This window comes from Sphingomonas sp., assembly GCF_019242355.1.
Lineage (GTDB): Bacteria > Pseudomonadota > Alphaproteobacteria > Sphingomonadales > Sphingomonadaceae > Sphingomicrobium.
On the sequence record NZ_JAFAVR010000115.1, the window covers coordinates 1 to 15244 of the forward strand.

Genomic DNA, 15244 nt, shown 5'->3' on the forward strand with positions numbered 1-15244 from the left:
CATAGACGCCGGGGATCGAAATTCGGCCGGCCTTACGGCAGGCGAGGATCATCTGGCGCAGCGCGTGGGGCCGCTCGGTGCCGAGGAAGGTGTGCGCCTTCACGGTGTCGACGATGTTGTCGACCGTTAGGCCGTGGCTCTCCATGCCGACGCAATCGATGCAGGCGTCCGGGCCGATGCCGCCGGTCATCTCGTCCAGCGCCTCGCGAACGTCGACCTCGCGATAGTCGAGGATTTCGGCACCGAGGCCTTTCGCCAGCTGCAGCCGGTGCGGGTAATGGTCAATGGCGATGACCCGGTGCGCGCCCATGATCAGCGCCGACTGGATCGCGAACAGGCCGACCGGGCCGCAGCCCCAGACGGCGACCGTGTCGCCTTCCTCAATTTCGGCATTCTCCGCGCCCATCCAGCCGGTCGGCAGAATGTCCGAAAGGAACAACACCTGATCGTCGTCGAGGTGGTCGGGAACGACGATCGGCCCGACGTCGGAATAAGGCACGCGCACATATTCGGCCTGCCCGCCGGCATAGCCGCCGGTAAGGTGCGCATAGCCGAACGCCGCGCCCATCGGATGACCCATCAGCAGCCGCGAGGCGTCCATCGTCTCAGCCGGGTTGCTGTTGTCGCAGGCGCTATATTGCTGCTTCTTGCAGAAGAAGCAGTCGCCGCAGCTGATCGTGAAGGGAACGACGACGCGCTGACCCTTCTTGAGGTTGCTCTTCGAGCCGACCTCGACAACCTCGCCCATGAATTCGTGGCCGAGCACATCGCCGGCACGGAGCGTTGGGATATAGCCGTCGTATAGGTGGAGGTCGGAGCCGCAGATCGCGGTCGAGGTAACTCGCAGGATCGCGTCCCGGGGGTTGACGATCTCGGGGTCGGGAACGGTCTCGACGCGGACGTCGTGCCGGCCGTGCCAGGTCAATGCGCGCATGTGTGTCTCCTAGATCCGGGCTTCGGTCGGGGTTTCGGACTTGCGGCCCGACGGCGAGGCGTTGGTCGCGACCTCACCCGTTTCCATCAGCGACTTGAACCGCTTGAGGTCGCGGCGCGCCTGGATCTTGGGTTCGCGCTGGAACAGCTTGGCAATGCCCTTGCCGAGAATTCCGCCGGGCGGATCATAGTGCATGATGAGGCGGACCATGGTCCCGCGACCGGGCGCAGCCGGTATGAACTCGACGCGCCCTTCGGTCGTGATCTGAGACTCCGAATCGCTGGTCCAGGCTATGGCCTGGTTCGGCCGGTCCTCCGTTACCGTCGTCACGAGCTCGACCGACGCCCCGGCCGGGGCCTTGATGGTCCACCGCGAGCGGTCACCGCCAAGGGTCTCGACGGCCTCGACATTCTCCATGAAGCCAGGGAATTTCGTGAAGTCGCGCCATTCACGATAGAGCTCTTCCGCGGAACGACCGACGGTGACGGTGTTACCGAGCACGTTCTGGTCATAGCGACTGGTCCCGCGCCGCCAGACATGGTCGGGGGCGTCGCTGATTTCCTCGACCGGAGCGCCTCCGCTGCCGGTTCGTCTGGCGAGAAGAAAGGCCGCAGTCCCGGCCGCGGCGGCCAAGCCGGCGCCGATGATTGCCAGCTGGGTATTGCTGTTCTGCCTGTCCTGCGTGTCGTTCGCGGCCATACTCACCTCCGTATGCGGGGGTGAAGCGGCCGAAACGGCGCTCAAGTTCCTACGGTTGTTGCCAGTTTTCCAGGATTTCGACGAAGCGCGTGAGCCACGCGTTGGTCTGGTGGCCGTCGACGACGCGGTGATCGATGGTCAGCGTTACATAAGCCATCGGACGGATCAGGATCGCGTCCTGTCCGCCGACTTCCCGAACGACGACCCGCTTCTGAAGCTTGCCGACGCCGAGGATCGCCGCCTGACCCTGGTGAAGGATGATCGGCGCGGCCAGCAGCGAACCGGACACGCCGTGGTTGGAGACGGTGAAACTGCCGCCGGACACGTCGGCGCGGTCGAGCTTGCCGTCGCGGGCGCGGCGGGTCAGATCGTCGAGACGTGCGCCGATCTGCTCGAGGCTGAGCGAGCCGGCGTCCTTGACGACGGGAACGACCAGTCCCTTCTCGCCGAGCGCCGTCCCGACGCCAATGTCGATGGTCGAAGAGATTGCGATGCGGTCGGCTTCCCACCGGCCATTGATCGCGGGTGCTACCGCCATCGCCTCGGCCGCCGCCTTGACGATGTAGGCGGTGTAACTGAGCTTCGCGCCCTTCGCCGCCTGCGCTGCCTTGTGCGCCGCAACCGCCGAGAAGTCGGCTTCGAACAGCGCGGTGACGTGCGGAGCCTCGGCAACCGCGCGGACCATGTTCTCGGCGATCGTGCGGCGCATGCGGTCGTGCGGGATGTCGTGGGCCGAGAACTGGCGTGGCTGGGCCGTGGCTGGCGGGCCTGCGCCGACGGTGGTTGCACGGGCTACGGCGCGGTCGACGTCCTCGCGAGTGACGCGCCCGTTGCGGCCAGTGCCCTCCAGGCGGGACGCGTCGATGCCATGCTGTTGGCAGGCGCGGCGGACCGAGGGGCTCAGGCGCCCTTCCCTGTTTCCCGGCGCAGGCCGGGGCCCAGGAGCGGCATCAGCCGCTTCAACCTGCGCAACCGCTGCTGGTGCAGCGGCCTGGGCCCCGGCCTGCGCCGGGGAACTGCTGGTTTCGATCCGCGCGAGCAACGCACCCGGCAACGCCTCGTCGTCGGTATGAAGAACAATCTCCGCGAGGACTCCTGCTCGCGGCGAAGGCACTTCCTGCGTCACCTTGTCGGTCTCGAGCTCGACCAGCGGATCATTCTCCGCAACCTCCTCCCCAACCTGCTTGAGCCAGGCGCGCACGACCGCCTTGGTGCCTTCCTGCTCGTCGGGAACGCGGACGTCGACCAACTCAGAATCCCACCAGCCGCTCGATCTCGGCGCGGATGCGTTCGACCGACGGCACCGCGCTTTCGAGCAGCCGCGGATGATGCGGGCTTGGAATGTCCGGCATCGTCACGCGGGCGATCGGCGCGTCGAGGTCGAGGAAGGCCTCATCGGCAACGACCGCCGCAATCTCGGCACCGAACCCGCCGGTGCGCAGATCCTCGTGAACGATCAGGCAGCGGCGTGTTCGGCGCACGCTGTCGAGCACCATCTCACGGTCCCAGGGTTGGAGCGTTCGCAGGTCGATGACGTCCGCGCTGACGCCCTCGGCCGCCGCCTCGCAGCGCGGCAGCATCGCGCCCCAGGTGACGATGGTGATCTTGTCTCCCTCACGCGTCTTCCGCGCCCGGCCGAACGGCAGGACATAATCGTCGCCCGGCCACGGCCGCCGCGCCCAGCTGTCGTCGAGCATCGCGCGATGTTCGAAGAACAGCACGGGATCGTTGCCGCGCAGGCTTCCACGCAACAGCCCGACCGCGTCCTCGGCGTTAGACGGTACCGCGACCTTCCAGCCGGGATTGTGCACGAACTCGACCTCGTTGGTCATCGAATGCCACGGGTCGCCGCACTTGAAGAATCCGCCCGGTACGCGAAGCACCATCGGCGCGGCGAAGCGGTTATGCGTGCGCCAGCGCATCGTCCCGCAATCGTGAATCTGCTCGGTCGCCGGCTCGGCATATTTGCGGAACTGGATTTCCGGCACGGGCATCAGGCCGGCAAGCGCCATGCCGACCGCCCGGCCGACAATCCCTTCTTCATTGAGGGAGGTATCGAACACCCGCTCGTGGCCGAACTTCTCCTGAAGGCCGAGCGTCACCGCATGAACCCCGCCCTTGGGTCCGACGTCCTCTCCGAACACCGCGACGCGTTTGTTGGCCGCGAGCTCCTGGTCGAGGACTCGGCGGATGGCAGTGACCATGTTGATGCGCTGGCCGGAGCCTGCAGGCTCGTCCGTGGAGTCCGGCGGTGTGTAGCCGCTGTTCCAGAGACCGCCGACCTGCTGCAGTTCGCCTTCGTAGAAAATGTTGCGGGTGACCTCCTCCGGAGACGAGACCCCCCGCGCCTCCGCCTCGGCCCGGGCAGCGTCGACCTGCCATGACACCTCGCGTTCGAGGTCGGCCCACTGCTCATCGCCGATCTGCACCTGCGCGACATGGGTCTTGAGCCTGGGCAGCGGGTCCCGCGCCCATTCGGCCGCAATCTGCTCCTGCGTCTTGTAGGCCTGGGTGTCCTGGGCGCTATGCCCCTCCAGCCGCGGCACGGTCAGGCGCAGGAGCACAGGCTTCTGGTGCCTGCGGACATGGCTGACCGCATGGTCGACCAAACGGGCCGCTTCCTCGGGATCGGTGCCGTCGCCGTTGAAGATCGTCAGGCCGGAGAAGCTTGCGAGATTGGCCGCGATGTCCTGCCCCGGAGTCTGGTATGTCGAGGGCACCGAGATGCCGTAGCCATTGTCCTCAACGTACATAAGCAGCGGCAACGATTGCGTCGTGGCAACGGTTAACGCGGACCAAAATCCCCCTGTCGCGCAGCTGGCGTCACCGCCGAGCACCACGGCGATACTGTCGAGTGCCCCCTCGTCGAGCACATGCTGCTTGTATTTGATTGCCTGGGCCCAGCCGACCGCGGGCGTGTATTGCGCGCCGACGCCGCCGGCCATCGGCATGGCATGGGCGCCGCCCGGGTTCGGATAGTTGAAGACGACCCCAATATCGCGGCCGTTCGAATAGCCCCCACTGAGGCCCATGCCGGACCCGAGCGCGTCGGCGAGCGGCACCCCAAGCGCCAGCAGCAATGGCCTTGACCGGTAGTAGCCGAACGCGGCGTCTCCGTCCTTGAGCTGGAGCCCAAGCAGCACCTGCGCCATGTCGTGGCCGCGGGCGCTGAATTGGTAGAGCACCTTCTTGGCCGGGACGAGCTCCTGCTCCTCCAGCCGGTCCAGCTCGCGGCTGGTAAGCACCAGCCTTGCGACCTCGCGCCAATCCACGTTTGCCGTGACTTTGCCCGGATCGCGATCGGCCATGGTCAGGCGTCCAGCGCCTCGACCACGGCGGCGATAAATCGATCGATTTGCGCGTCGCTGAGGCCGACGACATTGAAGCGGCCGCTGTCGGCCATGTAGATCGCCTTGTCGCTGCGAAGCTTAAGCACCTGATCCTTGGACAGCGGCAGCATGGAAAACATGCCGAACTGGCGACCGATGAACGCCAGGCGCGGATCGGCGGCCGCGATCCGCTGCCGGACGGCGTTGATCCGGTCGCGCATGGTTGCGACCTCGGCGAGCCACTCGCTCTTGAGCTCGGGATCCTCGAGGATGATGTGAACCGCAGCCGCTCCATGGTCCGGCGGCATGGACCACATCTGCCGGGCGATCTGGAATACGTGCGCGACGGCGGTCGCAGTGGTCTCCGCCGAGCCGGTCTTGATCCACAGCGAGCCGACGCGGTCGCGATAGACGCTGAAATTCTTGTCGCAGCTCTGCGCAACGATCACCTCGTCGCAAGCGTCGAGCATCGCCCGGACGCCGAACGCGTCCTCGTCGAGGCCGCGACCGAAGCCCTGGTAGGCGATGTCAATGAACGGGATCAGCCCACGCTCGCTGACCACCCGCACGATTTGACGCCATTGATCCTCGTCCAGGTCGGCGCCCGTGGGATTATGGCAGCAGCCGTGGACCAATGCGACGTCGCCCGGACTGGCCCCTTCCAGCGCGTTCATCATGTCCTCGAACCGGATCGCGCCCTGCCCGCGCTCGTAATAGGGATATTCGACGCCCTCCAGGCCGACTGACTGGATGATCGGCGGATGGTTGGGCCAGGTCGGCGCTCCATAGAGAACGCGCGCGCCCGGGTTGATCGCCGCAATCAACTCGAAACCCAGCCGCAGCGCGCCGCAGCCGCCTGGCGTCTGCAGGCCGGCAATCCGCTGGTCGGCCGCGTGCTGCCCAAGCAGGATCGGGCGCAGCAGCTCGGCAAAACGCTTGTCCCCGGCGCCGCCCAGGTAGGACTTCGTCTCCTGAGTATCGACGAGCCGCTGCTCGGCCTTTTTTACGGTCTTCAGGATTGGCGTGTTGCCGGCACCGTCGCGCCAGACGCCGACACCGACATCGATCTTGTCGGGCCGTGGATCGGCGTTGCACAAAGCGATGAGCTGCAGCAGCGAATCGCTCTGGACGGGTGGGAGATCGGCGAGCCCTCGGGCTCTCTCGGCAGTGGTCAGCATGGCAGCGCGATTAGCTCACTCATGCGTCGTAATCCACCGCCACGCCGTCTCCGACCGGGACTGACTGGCAGGTCAGGATATAGCCGTCGGCGACTTCCTCATCGGTAAGGCCGTAGCGGGCCGCCATTTCGACCTTGCCGCTGGTCACGCGAGCCCGGCAGGTCGCGCAGACGCCGGCCTTGCAGGCGAATGGTGCCGGTAGCCCTGCGGCTCGGGCGCTGTCGAGAATGTTACCCTCCGCGAACGGCACTCGGCGGGTGCGTCCGTCAAGGGTGACTGCGAGCGTCAGGCCTTGCGCCCGATCCTGGAGCTGGGCCATCTCCCGAGTCACAGCCTCCGGCGGCCGGTCCGCGGTGAAGCGTTCGATGTGGATGCGTTCGCTCGGGATATTGCGATCGAGGAGCGCTCCCTCGGCGGCATCCATCATGGGTCCCGGCCCGCAGATGAACCAGTCGGACACATCCGCCGCATTCGGCACCAGGTGAGCGATGGCCTCGGCGCAGCGCTCGTGGTTGAGCATGCCGTTGAAGAGGTCGATGTCCTGGTCTTCCTGGTCGAGGAAATGGTAGAGCTCGAAGCGCCCAATATACTTGTCCTTCAGGGCTGCGAGCGCCTCAAGGAAGATCACCGAGCTGCTGTCGCGATTGCCGTACAGCAAGCTGAAGCGGCTGGCCGGCTCCTCGGCGAGCAGCGACCGGATCAGCGAGATCACCGGCGTTATTCCGGACCCGCCGGCAATTCCCACCGCATGGCGCGCTCGGCCCGGATCGAACAGCGTCGTAAACGAGCCGTGCGGCGGCATCACCTCGATCGTGTCGCCAGGCTTCAACCGGTCGCCGATCCAGTTCGAGAACAGGCCGCCGCCGATGCGCTTGACCGTGACCATCCAGTCGGCGTCTGCCGGCGAAGTGCACAGCGAGTAATTGCGCCGCACGTCCTCGCCGTCGATGACAGCGCGGAGGGTGAGGTGCTGGCCTGCCCTGAAGGCAAATCGATCGCGCAGCTCGGGAGGGATTTCCAGACGGATCGAATTGGCGTCGGCGGTCTCGGCGATGACCTCGGCGACGCGCAGGGCGTGGAAATGCTCGGCCATTACCAGACGGCGTCAGGGTAGGTGCGCGGCAGGAACTGCATCACGGCCAGCAAGTGCCCCAGATGCTCGCTGTGATGCCCGCGCCGGCCGCCGAGAATCGGTCGCTGGTCAGCCGGAACCGCCAGTTGAGCTTCTGCCAACACCGCCGCAATCGCCGACCGATACTCATCCTCGAATTCGCTCGGGTCCGGCGCAATGCCTGCATCGATCGCGGCCTTCAGCGTCGCATCGACTTCAAACAGTTCCGGCACGAAGCGCCAGCACCAATCCAGCCCCTCGGCCATCCGGCGAGCGCTCCCCTCCGTGCCGTCGCCGAGCCTGATAGTCCAGTCGCTGGCGAGGTCCCGGTGGTAGGCGATTTCCTTGACGGCCTTGGCGGCGAACTCGCGCAGGAATTGGTCGCCCGATCGGGTCAGTCCCTGCAGAAACATTTTCTGCCACGTGGAATAGAGCAAATGCCGGGCGATGGTCTGGGCGAAATCGCCATTGGGCTGCTCGACCAGCAGGCAATTCTCGAAGTCGAGGACGTCGCGGTGGAACGCAAGGCGATCGCCGTCGCCAACCTCGCTCAGCAGCAGCGTCGCCTGCCCGACGAGATCGAGCGCCAGATTGGCGAGGCTGATGTCGACCTCGAGCGCCGGCCCGTGCCCACACCATTCGCCGAGCCGTTGGCCGAGGATCAGCGCGTCATCGCCAAGCCGCAGGCAAAGAGCCTGCTTCGCACTCAATTGGGGATCGCCACCCCTCGGCGCGAACGCCCCATGCGAACGCAGTCTCGCAGCGGCCGCTTCGTCTTCCGGCCTGATCGGCGGCAACGAGGGCGCCATCAGATATGCTTCACTTCGTCCGGGATGTCGTAGAAGGTCGGGTGGCGGTAAATCTTGCTTTCGGCTGGGTCGAACAGCTCGCCGGCGTGGTCAGGGTCGGACGCGACGATCTCCGCCGAGGGCACGACCCACAGGCTCACCCCCTCCATTCGCCGAGTATAGGTGTCGCGGGCATGGGCGAGCGCGAGCTCGGCATCAGGAGCATGAACACTGCCGACGTGGCGATGCGCAAGGCCGCCCTTGCTCCGGACGAAGACCTCCCAAAGCGGCCAATCGCCACTCACGCCGCCTCCCTACCCTGGCGCTTGGCCTCATGCGCGGCGGCAGCTTCCCGAACCCAGGCGCCGTTGTCCCAGGCTTCGCGGCGGGCCTTCATCCGCTCCTTGGCGAGGGGTCCTTCACCGCGAACTACTGCGTAAAATTCTTCCCAGTCGACCGCGCCGAAGTCATAGCCACCCTTGCCCTCGTTCCACTTAAGGTCGGCGTCCGGGACCGACAGACCCAGGAAATCGGCCTGCGGCACGGTGATGTCGACAAACTTCTGCCGAAGCTCGTCATTGGTCTCGCGCTTGATCCGCCAGCGCATCGATTGCGCCGTGTTCGGGCTGTCGGCGTCGGGCGGCCCGAACATCATCAGGCTTGGCCACCACCAGCGGTTGAGCGCGTCCTGCGCCATCCGCTTCTGATCGGCCGTTCCGTTAGCGAGCGCGATCATGATCTCGTAACCCTGCCGCTGGTGGAAGCTCTCTTCCTTGCACACCCGAACCATCGCGCGGGCATAGGGCCCGTAGCTCGTCCGCTGCAGCGGCACCTGGTTCATGATCGCCGCGCCGTCGACCAGCCAGCCGATCGCGCCGATGTCGGCCCAGGTCAGCGTCGGATAATTGAAGATCGTGCTGTACTTGGCTTTGCCCGAGTGAAGCGCCTCGATCATCTGCTCGCGGCTGGTCCCAAGCGTCTCCGCCGCGCAATAGAGGTAGAGCCCGTGCCCTGCCTCGTCCTGCACCTTGGCGAGCAGGATCGCCTTGCGTCGAAGCGACGGCGCCCGAGTAATCCAGTTGCCCTCGGGCAGCATGCCGACGATCTCGCTATGCGCATGCTGGCTGACCTGGCGAGTAAGCGTCCGCCGATAGGCCTCGGGCATCCAGTCCTTGGGCTCGATGAACTCGTCCGCCGCCACGCGCGCCTCGAACGCTTCGAGCAGCTTGGGGTCCTCGAGGCTTTCGACTTTCGCGGTCTTCTGGAGCTCGGTCGTATACATGGGTGCGATGTAGCCTTTGCCGTAGCGCGGTTCAAATCGGGCGCGTAACTGGTCCCATGGCCTATGAGACGATCCTCTTTCAGCCCGGCCCCGTCGCACGGATAACGCTCAACCGCCCGGACCGGCTCAACAGTTTCACGGTGCAGATGCACGTTGAGCTGCGCGATGCGCTCGGCAAGCTCGGCGAGGCACGGGTCGTTGTGCTGACAGGCGCGGGCCGCGGCTTCTGCGCGGGGCAGGACCTCAACGACCGCGCCTCTCCCGCCGGTGAACCCGTCGACCTCGGCACCACGGTCGAGCAGCAGTGGAACCCACTGATCCGCGCTCTTGCCGCTCTGCCACAGCCAGTGATCGCCCGAGTGAATGGAGTCGCCGCCGGCGCCGGCGCAAACGTCGCTCTGGCCTGCGATATCGTCATTGCCGCTCGGTCGGCGAAGTTCATCCAGAGCTTCTCGGCGCTCGGCCTCATACCGGACAGCGGTGGTACCTGGGCGTTGCCGCGACTCATTGGCCAGGCGCGCGCACTAGGCCTGGCGCTGACTGGCGAGCCCCTTTCCGCCGACCGCGCGGCGGAATGGGGCTTGATCTGGAAGGCAGTCGACGATGACGCGCTCGACGCCGACGTCGATGCGATCGTGGCAAAGCTCGCGTCGTTGCCGCCGCTCGGGCTTGCGGCGACGAAGGAGATGATCCGGTCGAGCTGGCAGTACAGTCTCGATGAGGAACTCGACCGCCAGGCCGGAGCGATGCGCCGCCTCGGCTTCAGCGAGGACTTCCGCGAAGGCGTGGCCGCATTCCTCGAAAAGCGCGCGCCGACCTTCACAGGCCGTTAGGCGTGCAACTCCGCCGCCGCTGGACCGTTACGCTACCCCAATAACAACAAGGGAGGCGTTCGTGCTCGGCACAATCCTGATCATCCTCGTGATCCTGCTTCTGATCGGCGCTCTGCCGCGCTGGGGCCACAGCGCGAACTGGGGTTATGGACCGTCCGGAATCCTCGGCCTGATCCTCGTTGTTGTCGTGATCCTCCTCCTTCTCGGGCGGATTTAAGACCACACCCACTCGACCCGTCATTGCGGGGAGCGTAGCGACGCGAAGCTCCCGGGCTGATTGCCGCTCTTCACTCGCAATGACGGATCGACAGGATGAAAACTTCACAGCTTCTGAATTACGAGCGCGATCGCTGGACGGCGGGCGATAGCGCGCTCAGCGACATCCCGAGTGCCATCGACGGCTCGCTGGTTGCGCGTACGGGCTCCGGTGGGATCGATTTCGGCGCGATGCTGAACCACGCCCGCGAGGTCGGCGGACCCGCATTGCGCCAGCTGACCTTCCACGAGCGCGCGCGGATGCTGAAGGCGCTGGGCCAGGTGATCATGGCCCGCAAGGAGGAGCTGTACGAGCTCAACTATTTCACCGGCGCGACCCGCAAGGACGGCTGGATCGACATCGAGGGCGGCGCCGGCACACTCTTCTCCTTTTCGTCGAAGGGTCGGCGCGAGCTACCGGACGCGCACGTGCTGCTCGACGGCCAGCTTGAAGGTCTCTCGAAGCAGGGCACGTTCGTTGGCCAGCACATCTACACGCCGCTTCAGGGCGCCGCGGTGCACATCAACGCGTTCAACTTCCCCGTCTGGGGGATGCTGGAGAAGCTGGCGCCGACGATCCTCGCCGGCGTTCCGGCCATAGTAAAGCCGGCATCGGCAACCGCCTACCTTGCAGAGGCGGCGTTCCGGATCATGATCGAGGCGAACATCCTGCCGGCGGGCGCGATTCAGCTCATCGTCGGCGGCGTCGGCGACCTGTTCGACCATCTCACCGGCCAGGACATCGTCAGCTTCACGGGCTCCGCGCATACGGCGCTCAAGCTGCGGACCCATCCGACGGTAATGCGCGAATCCGTTCGCTTCGTCGCAGAGCAGGACAGCCTGAACGCCTCGCTACTCGGGCCCGATGCGGCGCCGGGAACACCGGAGTTCGACCTGTTCATCAAGGAAGTCGCGACCGAGATGACGGTCAAGGCGGGCCAGAAATGCACCGCCATCCGCCGCGCCATGGCGCCCGCGCAGTATCTCGATGCGGTCGAGCGGGCGCTGGCCGAGCGGCTCGCGCGCACCAAGGTCGGCGACCCCCGTGCCGAGGACACGCACATGGGGGCGCTGGTCAGCATCAGCCAGCGCGACGACGTCCGCGCCCGGATCCGCGAACTGGAAGCGGCCGGCGCGCGCATCGTTGCCGGGAATCCGGACGCCGAGCCGCCAATCGAAGGCGGCGCCTTCTTGCCGCCGGTGCTGCTGCGTGCCGACGATCCGTGGGGCACCGACGCGGTCCACGACTGCGAGCCGTTTGGGCCGGTGTCGACGATCATGCCCTATCGCGACATCGCCGACGCGATCGCCCTCGCCAACCGCGGGCGGGGCAGCCTGGTGCTGTCAATGTTCACCCATTCGCCCGAAGCGGCCCGTGATTTCATCCAGGGCGCCGCCGCCTATCACGGGCGGATGCTCGTGCTGAACCGCGACAACACGGCCGAGAGCACTGGTCACGGCTCTCCCCTTCCCGTCCTGGTCCACGGCGGCCCCGGCCGCGCCGGCGGAAGCGAGGAGATGGGCGGAGTACGCGGAGTCAAACATTACATGCAGCGCACTGCCATTCAGTCCACGCCAGCAATGATCGCCGCGGTTACCGAGCAATATATCCCCGGCGGCCCCAAGCACGTCATCGACGTCCACCCGTTCCGCCTGACGATGAGCGAGCTCCAAATCGGCGATACGTGGAAGACCGCCAGTCGTACGGTCACCATCGCCGACATCGAGCATTTCGCCCAATTCACTGGCGACACCTTCTACGCCCACATGGATCAGGAAGCCGCCAAGGCTTCGCCGATCTTCGAAGGCCGGGTCGCCCACGGCTACCTGATCCTGAGCTTCGCCGCCGGGCTCTTCGTCGACCCCGATCCGGGTCCTGTTCTTGCCAACACCGGACTCGAGAACCTCCGCTTCCTGACCCCGCTCTACCCGAGCGATTCGATGCGGGTGGAGCTGACCGTCCGCGCCAAGTCGATCAAGTCGGAGGAAACTGGCCAGGTCCGCTGGGCCGTTGAGGTCTTCAACCAGAAGGACGAGCTGGTCGCGACCTACGACCTCCTGACCGAGAACGTGCCCTGACGGCCGGAACGGTGCTCTCAACCGGGTCGTTTTGCGAACGGATTTTTCAAAGGTGAGCGACCATGAAAGTCTCTGACGTCATGACCAGCGACGTTCGAACCGTCCGTCCTGACCAGACCGCCCGCGAGGCGGCGCGCTTCATGCTGAGCGCCGACGCAGGCGCGATCCCGGTCACCGACGGCGACCGCCTGATGGGCATCATCACTGACCGCGACATTGCTGTCCGCGGTGTCGCCGAAGGCCATGGGCCGGACACGCCGGTGCGCGACCTGATGACCAATGACATCGTCGCCGCGCGCCTTGACGACGACACCGGGGAAGTCGCCGTCAGGATGAGCCAGGCCCAGGTTCGTCGTTTGCCCGTGATCGATGACCAGCAGCGGCTGTGCGGCATCGTCAGCCTCAGCGACCTCACCCGCAACGGCGACGGCGGCGCCGCCGAGCAGGCGCTCCAGGGCGTCAGCCAGCCGGGTGGCCGGCACCAGCAGTAAGACAGACGCTCGCGGCGCAGACCTCCCAGGCGTTCACTCGACAGTGACGCTCTTCGCGAGATTGCGCGGCTGGTCGACGTCGGTGCCCTTGAGCACCGCGGTGTGATAGGCGAGCAACTGCACCGGGACCGCATAGACGAGGGGTGCGATCAGCGGATGGACTCGGGGCATCTCGATCGTCGCCATGCAACCCTCGCCCGCTTCGGCAATGCCTTCTGCGTCGCTGATAAGGACAATCTTGCCGCCGCGCGCGCGGACCTCCTGCATGTTGCTGACGGTCTTGTCGAACAGCGGGCCTGACGGCGCAATGACGATGACCGGCACCCTGTCGTCGATCAACGCGATCGGGCCATGCTTCATCTCGCCCGCAGCATAGCCTTCAGCGTGGATGTAGCTGATTTCCTTGAGTTTTAGAGCCCCTTCCAGCGCCATCGGATAATCCGGACCCCGGCCGAGATAGAGCACGTCATGCGCAGGCGCGATGAGGTGCGCCATCGCCGCGATATCCTGGTCATGGTTGAGGGCGGCATTGAGTGCCGCCGGCGCTTCCTGAAGATGGCCGACGATATCCTGCTCGTCCGTTTCGCCGAACTGGCCTTTGGCCCGAGCAAGGTTTGACGCGAGCGCTGCAAGCACTGCCAGCTGGCAGGTGAAGGCCTTGGTCGAAGCGACCCCAATCTCGGGCCCGGCGTGGGTCGGAAGCAGGAGATCCGCCTCGCGTGCCATCGAGCTGGTCGGCACGTTCACGACAACCGCGATCCGCTGCCCCTGGCTGCGCGCATGGCGGAGCGCGGCCAGCGTATCCGCGGTCTCGCCCGACTGGCTGATGAAAAGCGCCAGCCCGCCAGGCTCGAGCACCGGCTCGCGGTAGCGGAACTCGGACGCGACATCGATGTCCACGGGGACGCGCGCGAACTGCTCGACCCAATATTTGGCGACCAGCCCGGCGTAGAAGCTCGTCCCGCAAGCGACGATGGTCAGCCGCTTGACGGACGAGAGGTCGGCATCGGCAACCGGAAGCGCGACCTTGCCTTCGAACGACCGCACATAGGTCTGCAGCGTCTGCGCGACGACGATCGGCTGCTCGAAGATCTCCTTTTGCATGTAGTGCCGGTAATTGCCCTTCTCGACCGGCGCCGATTTCGCCCCCGACTGGATGATCTCGCGCTCCGCCGGGCGGTTGGCGCGATCGAAGATGGTGATGCTGTCACGCCGGATCACGGCCCAGTCGCCCTCGTCGAGATAGGCGATCCGCTGGGTCCAGGGTGCGACGGCGAGCGCGTCGGAGCCGAGGTAATTCTCGCCCTCGCCATAGCCGACCGTCAGCGGCGCCCCCATCCGCGCGCCAATGATGAGCTCCGGGTGGTCGCGGAAGAGAAAAGCAATGGCAAAGGCGCCGTGGAGCCGGGGGAGGACAGCGGCCACGGCCTCCTCAGGCGACGCTCCACGTTCCACCTCGCGCGCGACCAGATGGCCCACGACCTCCGTGTCGGTCTCGCTTTCGAAGGTCCGCCCTTCCGCCAGCGATTCATCGCGCAGCGGCTTGAAATTCTCGATAATCCCATTGTGAACCAGCGCGACTGGCCCGACGATATGCGGGTGCGCATTGCCGACGGTCGGAGCGCCGTGCGTCGCCCAGCGGGTGTGGGCAATGCCCGTGGACCCGCGCAGCGGCTCCGCCTCCAGCACCCGCGCGAGATTGTCGAGCTTGCCTTCCGCGCGGCGTCGCACCAGCCGGCCGTCGTGGATCGTACAGATCCCGGCCGAGTCATAGCCGCGATACTCAAGGCGCTTCAGGCCATCGAACAGCCGCTGGGCAACGTCTTCGTTACCGACGATTCCGACAATTCCACACATTCAGCGACGCATCCCTCAATAAGCTTCGCCGTCACCGCTACAGCATCGTGACAAGATCGCACCAGTCGCCTTTCAGATGATCGCGCCGCCTTTCTTTCGGTCCAGCCCACGCTAGGCTCAGAAGCAAGCGAGGGATGATCGTTCATGAAATCTAGAATGCTGGGCGCGGCGGCGCTCGCCGTGACGCTGGCCGCCACCCCTGGAAAGACGGCTGCTGAGACCCGGCTCGCGGAAGTGGCAACCCGATTCCTGGTGGTGCCGCCTATGGCCGCGGGCTCGAAGCGCGTGACCAAGGGCGACAGCGCCTTCGAGTTTCCGCTTCGCTGGCAGAGTGCGGCCACTCTGTCGCGCGACCTCCAGCTGTCCGCCGGTAAGCGCGCAATCGCCATCCGACAGGGCCAGGCGCTG

15 protein-coding genes are annotated in these 15244 nt (G+C 66.0%); 5 read left to right on the forward strand and 10 right to left on the reverse strand.

The genetic code is table 11. From position 1 onward, the window contains the following. From JOZ79_RS05440 to paaA, 9 genes are all read right to left on the reverse strand, one after another. A partial coding sequence (locus JOZ79_RS05440; protein ID WP_294071704.1) for a zinc-dependent alcohol dehydrogenase occupies positions 1 to 934 on the reverse strand: 934 nt, incomplete at its 3' end. 9 nt (positions 935 to 943) lie between these two features. Beyond that, positions 944 to 1633 (reverse strand): SRPBCC family protein, encoded by a 690-nt coding sequence (locus JOZ79_RS05445; protein ID WP_294071706.1) that lies wholly within the window; start codon positions 1631 to 1633, stop codon positions 944 to 946. 49 nt (positions 1634 to 1682) lie between these two features. Further along, positions 1683 to 2882, reverse strand: coding sequence for a dihydrolipoamide acetyltransferase family protein (locus JOZ79_RS05450; protein ID WP_294071709.1), 1200 nt, complete (start codon positions 2880 to 2882; stop codon positions 1683 to 1685). Position 2883: 1 nt separating this feature from the next. Continuing rightward, entirely contained in the window at positions 2884 to 4941 is a 2058-nt protein-coding gene (locus JOZ79_RS05455) for a transketolase C-terminal domain-containing protein (protein ID WP_294071712.1), read from the reverse strand. Positions 4942 to 4943: 2 nt separating this feature from the next. Next, positions 4944 to 6140 (reverse strand): amino acid aminotransferase, encoded by a 1197-nt coding sequence (locus JOZ79_RS05460; protein WP_294071714.1) that lies wholly within the window; start codon positions 6138 to 6140, stop codon positions 4944 to 4946. Positions 6141 to 6159: 19 nt separating this feature from the next. Further along, entirely contained in the window at positions 6160 to 7233 is a 1074-nt protein-coding gene (locus JOZ79_RS05465; protein ID WP_294071716.1) for a 2Fe-2S iron-sulfur cluster-binding protein, read from the reverse strand. Further along, positions 7233 to 7961, reverse strand: coding sequence for a 1,2-phenylacetyl-CoA epoxidase subunit PaaC (gene paaC / locus JOZ79_RS05470; RefSeq protein ID WP_294071718.1), 729 nt, complete (start codon positions 7959 to 7961; stop codon positions 7233 to 7235). The genes JOZ79_RS05465 and paaC overlap by 1 nt, the downstream gene beginning before the upstream one ends. A 98-nt stretch (positions 7962 to 8059) precedes the next feature. Then, positions 8060 to 8344 (reverse strand): 1,2-phenylacetyl-CoA epoxidase subunit PaaB, encoded by a 285-nt coding sequence (gene paaB / locus JOZ79_RS05475; protein WP_294071719.1) that lies wholly within the window; start codon positions 8342 to 8344, stop codon positions 8060 to 8062. After that, positions 8341 to 9321: a 1,2-phenylacetyl-CoA epoxidase subunit PaaA gene (gene paaA, locus JOZ79_RS05480; RefSeq protein ID WP_294071720.1), complete on the reverse strand. Its 981-nt coding sequence runs from the start codon at positions 9319 to 9321 to the stop codon at positions 8341 to 8343. The genes paaB and paaA overlap by 4 nt, the downstream gene beginning before the upstream one ends. Before the next feature lie 56 nt (positions 9322 to 9377). Here paaA and paaG point away from each other — a divergent pair, with 56 nt between their 5' ends. The 4 genes from paaG (at position 9378) to JOZ79_RS05500 (ending at position 12979) form a co-directional block, all read left to right on the forward strand. Then, positions 9378 to 10154: a 2-(1,2-epoxy-1,2-dihydrophenyl)acetyl-CoA isomerase PaaG gene (paaG, locus tag JOZ79_RS05485; protein ID WP_294071721.1), complete on the forward strand. Its 777-nt coding sequence runs from the start codon at positions 9378 to 9380 to the stop codon at positions 10152 to 10154. Positions 10155 to 10215: 61 nt separating this feature from the next. Continuing rightward, positions 10216 to 10371, forward strand: a complete 156-nt coding sequence (locus JOZ79_RS05490; protein ID WP_294071722.1) for a DUF3309 family protein — start codon at positions 10216 to 10218, stop codon at positions 10369 to 10371. A gap of 95 nt (positions 10372 to 10466) precedes the next feature. Further along, the gene (gene paaZ, locus JOZ79_RS05495) at positions 10467 to 12488 is read left to right on the forward strand and encodes a phenylacetic acid degradation bifunctional protein PaaZ (protein WP_294071723.1); all 2022 of its coding nucleotides are present in this window, start codon (positions 10467 to 10469) and stop codon (positions 12486 to 12488) included. 62 nt (positions 12489 to 12550) lie between these two features. Beyond that, positions 12551 to 12979, forward strand: coding sequence for a CBS domain-containing protein (locus tag JOZ79_RS05500; protein ID WP_294071724.1), 429 nt, complete (start codon positions 12551 to 12553; stop codon positions 12977 to 12979). A 33-nt stretch (positions 12980 to 13012) separates the two neighbouring features. Here the strand turns inward: JOZ79_RS05500 and glmS are convergent, their stop codons facing one another. Continuing rightward, on the reverse strand, positions 13013 to 14836 hold the full coding sequence (glmS, locus tag JOZ79_RS05505; protein WP_294071725.1) for a glutamine--fructose-6-phosphate transaminase (isomerizing): 1824 nt from the start codon (positions 14834 to 14836) through the stop codon (positions 13013 to 13015). A 156-nt stretch (positions 14837 to 14992) separates the two neighbouring features. Between glmS and JOZ79_RS05510 the strand changes: the two genes are divergently transcribed. After that, the coding region (locus JOZ79_RS05510) for a hypothetical protein (protein WP_294071726.1) at positions 14993 to 15244 on the forward strand (252 nt) is incomplete at its 3' end.

Excerpts from the sequence above, each read along its gene's own strand:
- JOZ79_RS05460 (WP_294071714.1), bottom strand. The coding sequence starts at position 6,140 with ATGCTGACCACTGCCGAGAGAGCCCGAGGGCTCGCCGATCTCCCACCC.
- glmS (WP_294071725.1), bottom strand. The coding sequence starts at position 14,836 with ATGTGTGGAATTGTCGGAATCGTCGGTAACGAAGACGTTGCCCAGCGG.
- JOZ79_RS05455 (WP_294071712.1), bottom strand. The coding sequence starts at position 4,941 with ATGGCCGATCGCGATCCGGGCAAAGTCACGGCAAACGTGGATTGGCGC.
- paaA (WP_294071720.1), bottom strand. The coding sequence starts at position 9,321 with ATGTATACGACCGAGCTCCAGAAGACCGCGAAAGTCGAAAGCCTCGAG.
- paaZ (WP_294071723.1), top strand. The coding sequence starts at position 10,467 with ATGAAAACTTCACAGCTTCTGAATTACGAGCGCGATCGCTGGACGGCG.
- paaG (WP_294071721.1), top strand. The coding sequence starts at position 9,378 with ATGGCCTATGAGACGATCCTCTTTCAGCCCGGCCCCGTCGCACGGATA.
- JOZ79_RS05465 (WP_294071716.1), bottom strand. The coding sequence starts at position 7,233 with ATGGCCGAGCATTTCCACGCCCTGCGCGTCGCCGAGGTCATCGCCGAG.
- JOZ79_RS05500 (WP_294071724.1), top strand. The coding sequence starts at position 12,551 with ATGAAAGTCTCTGACGTCATGACCAGCGACGTTCGAACCGTCCGTCCT.
- JOZ79_RS05445 (WP_294071706.1), bottom strand. The coding sequence starts at position 1,633 with ATGGCCGCGAACGACACGCAGGACAGGCAGAACAGCAATACCCAGCTG.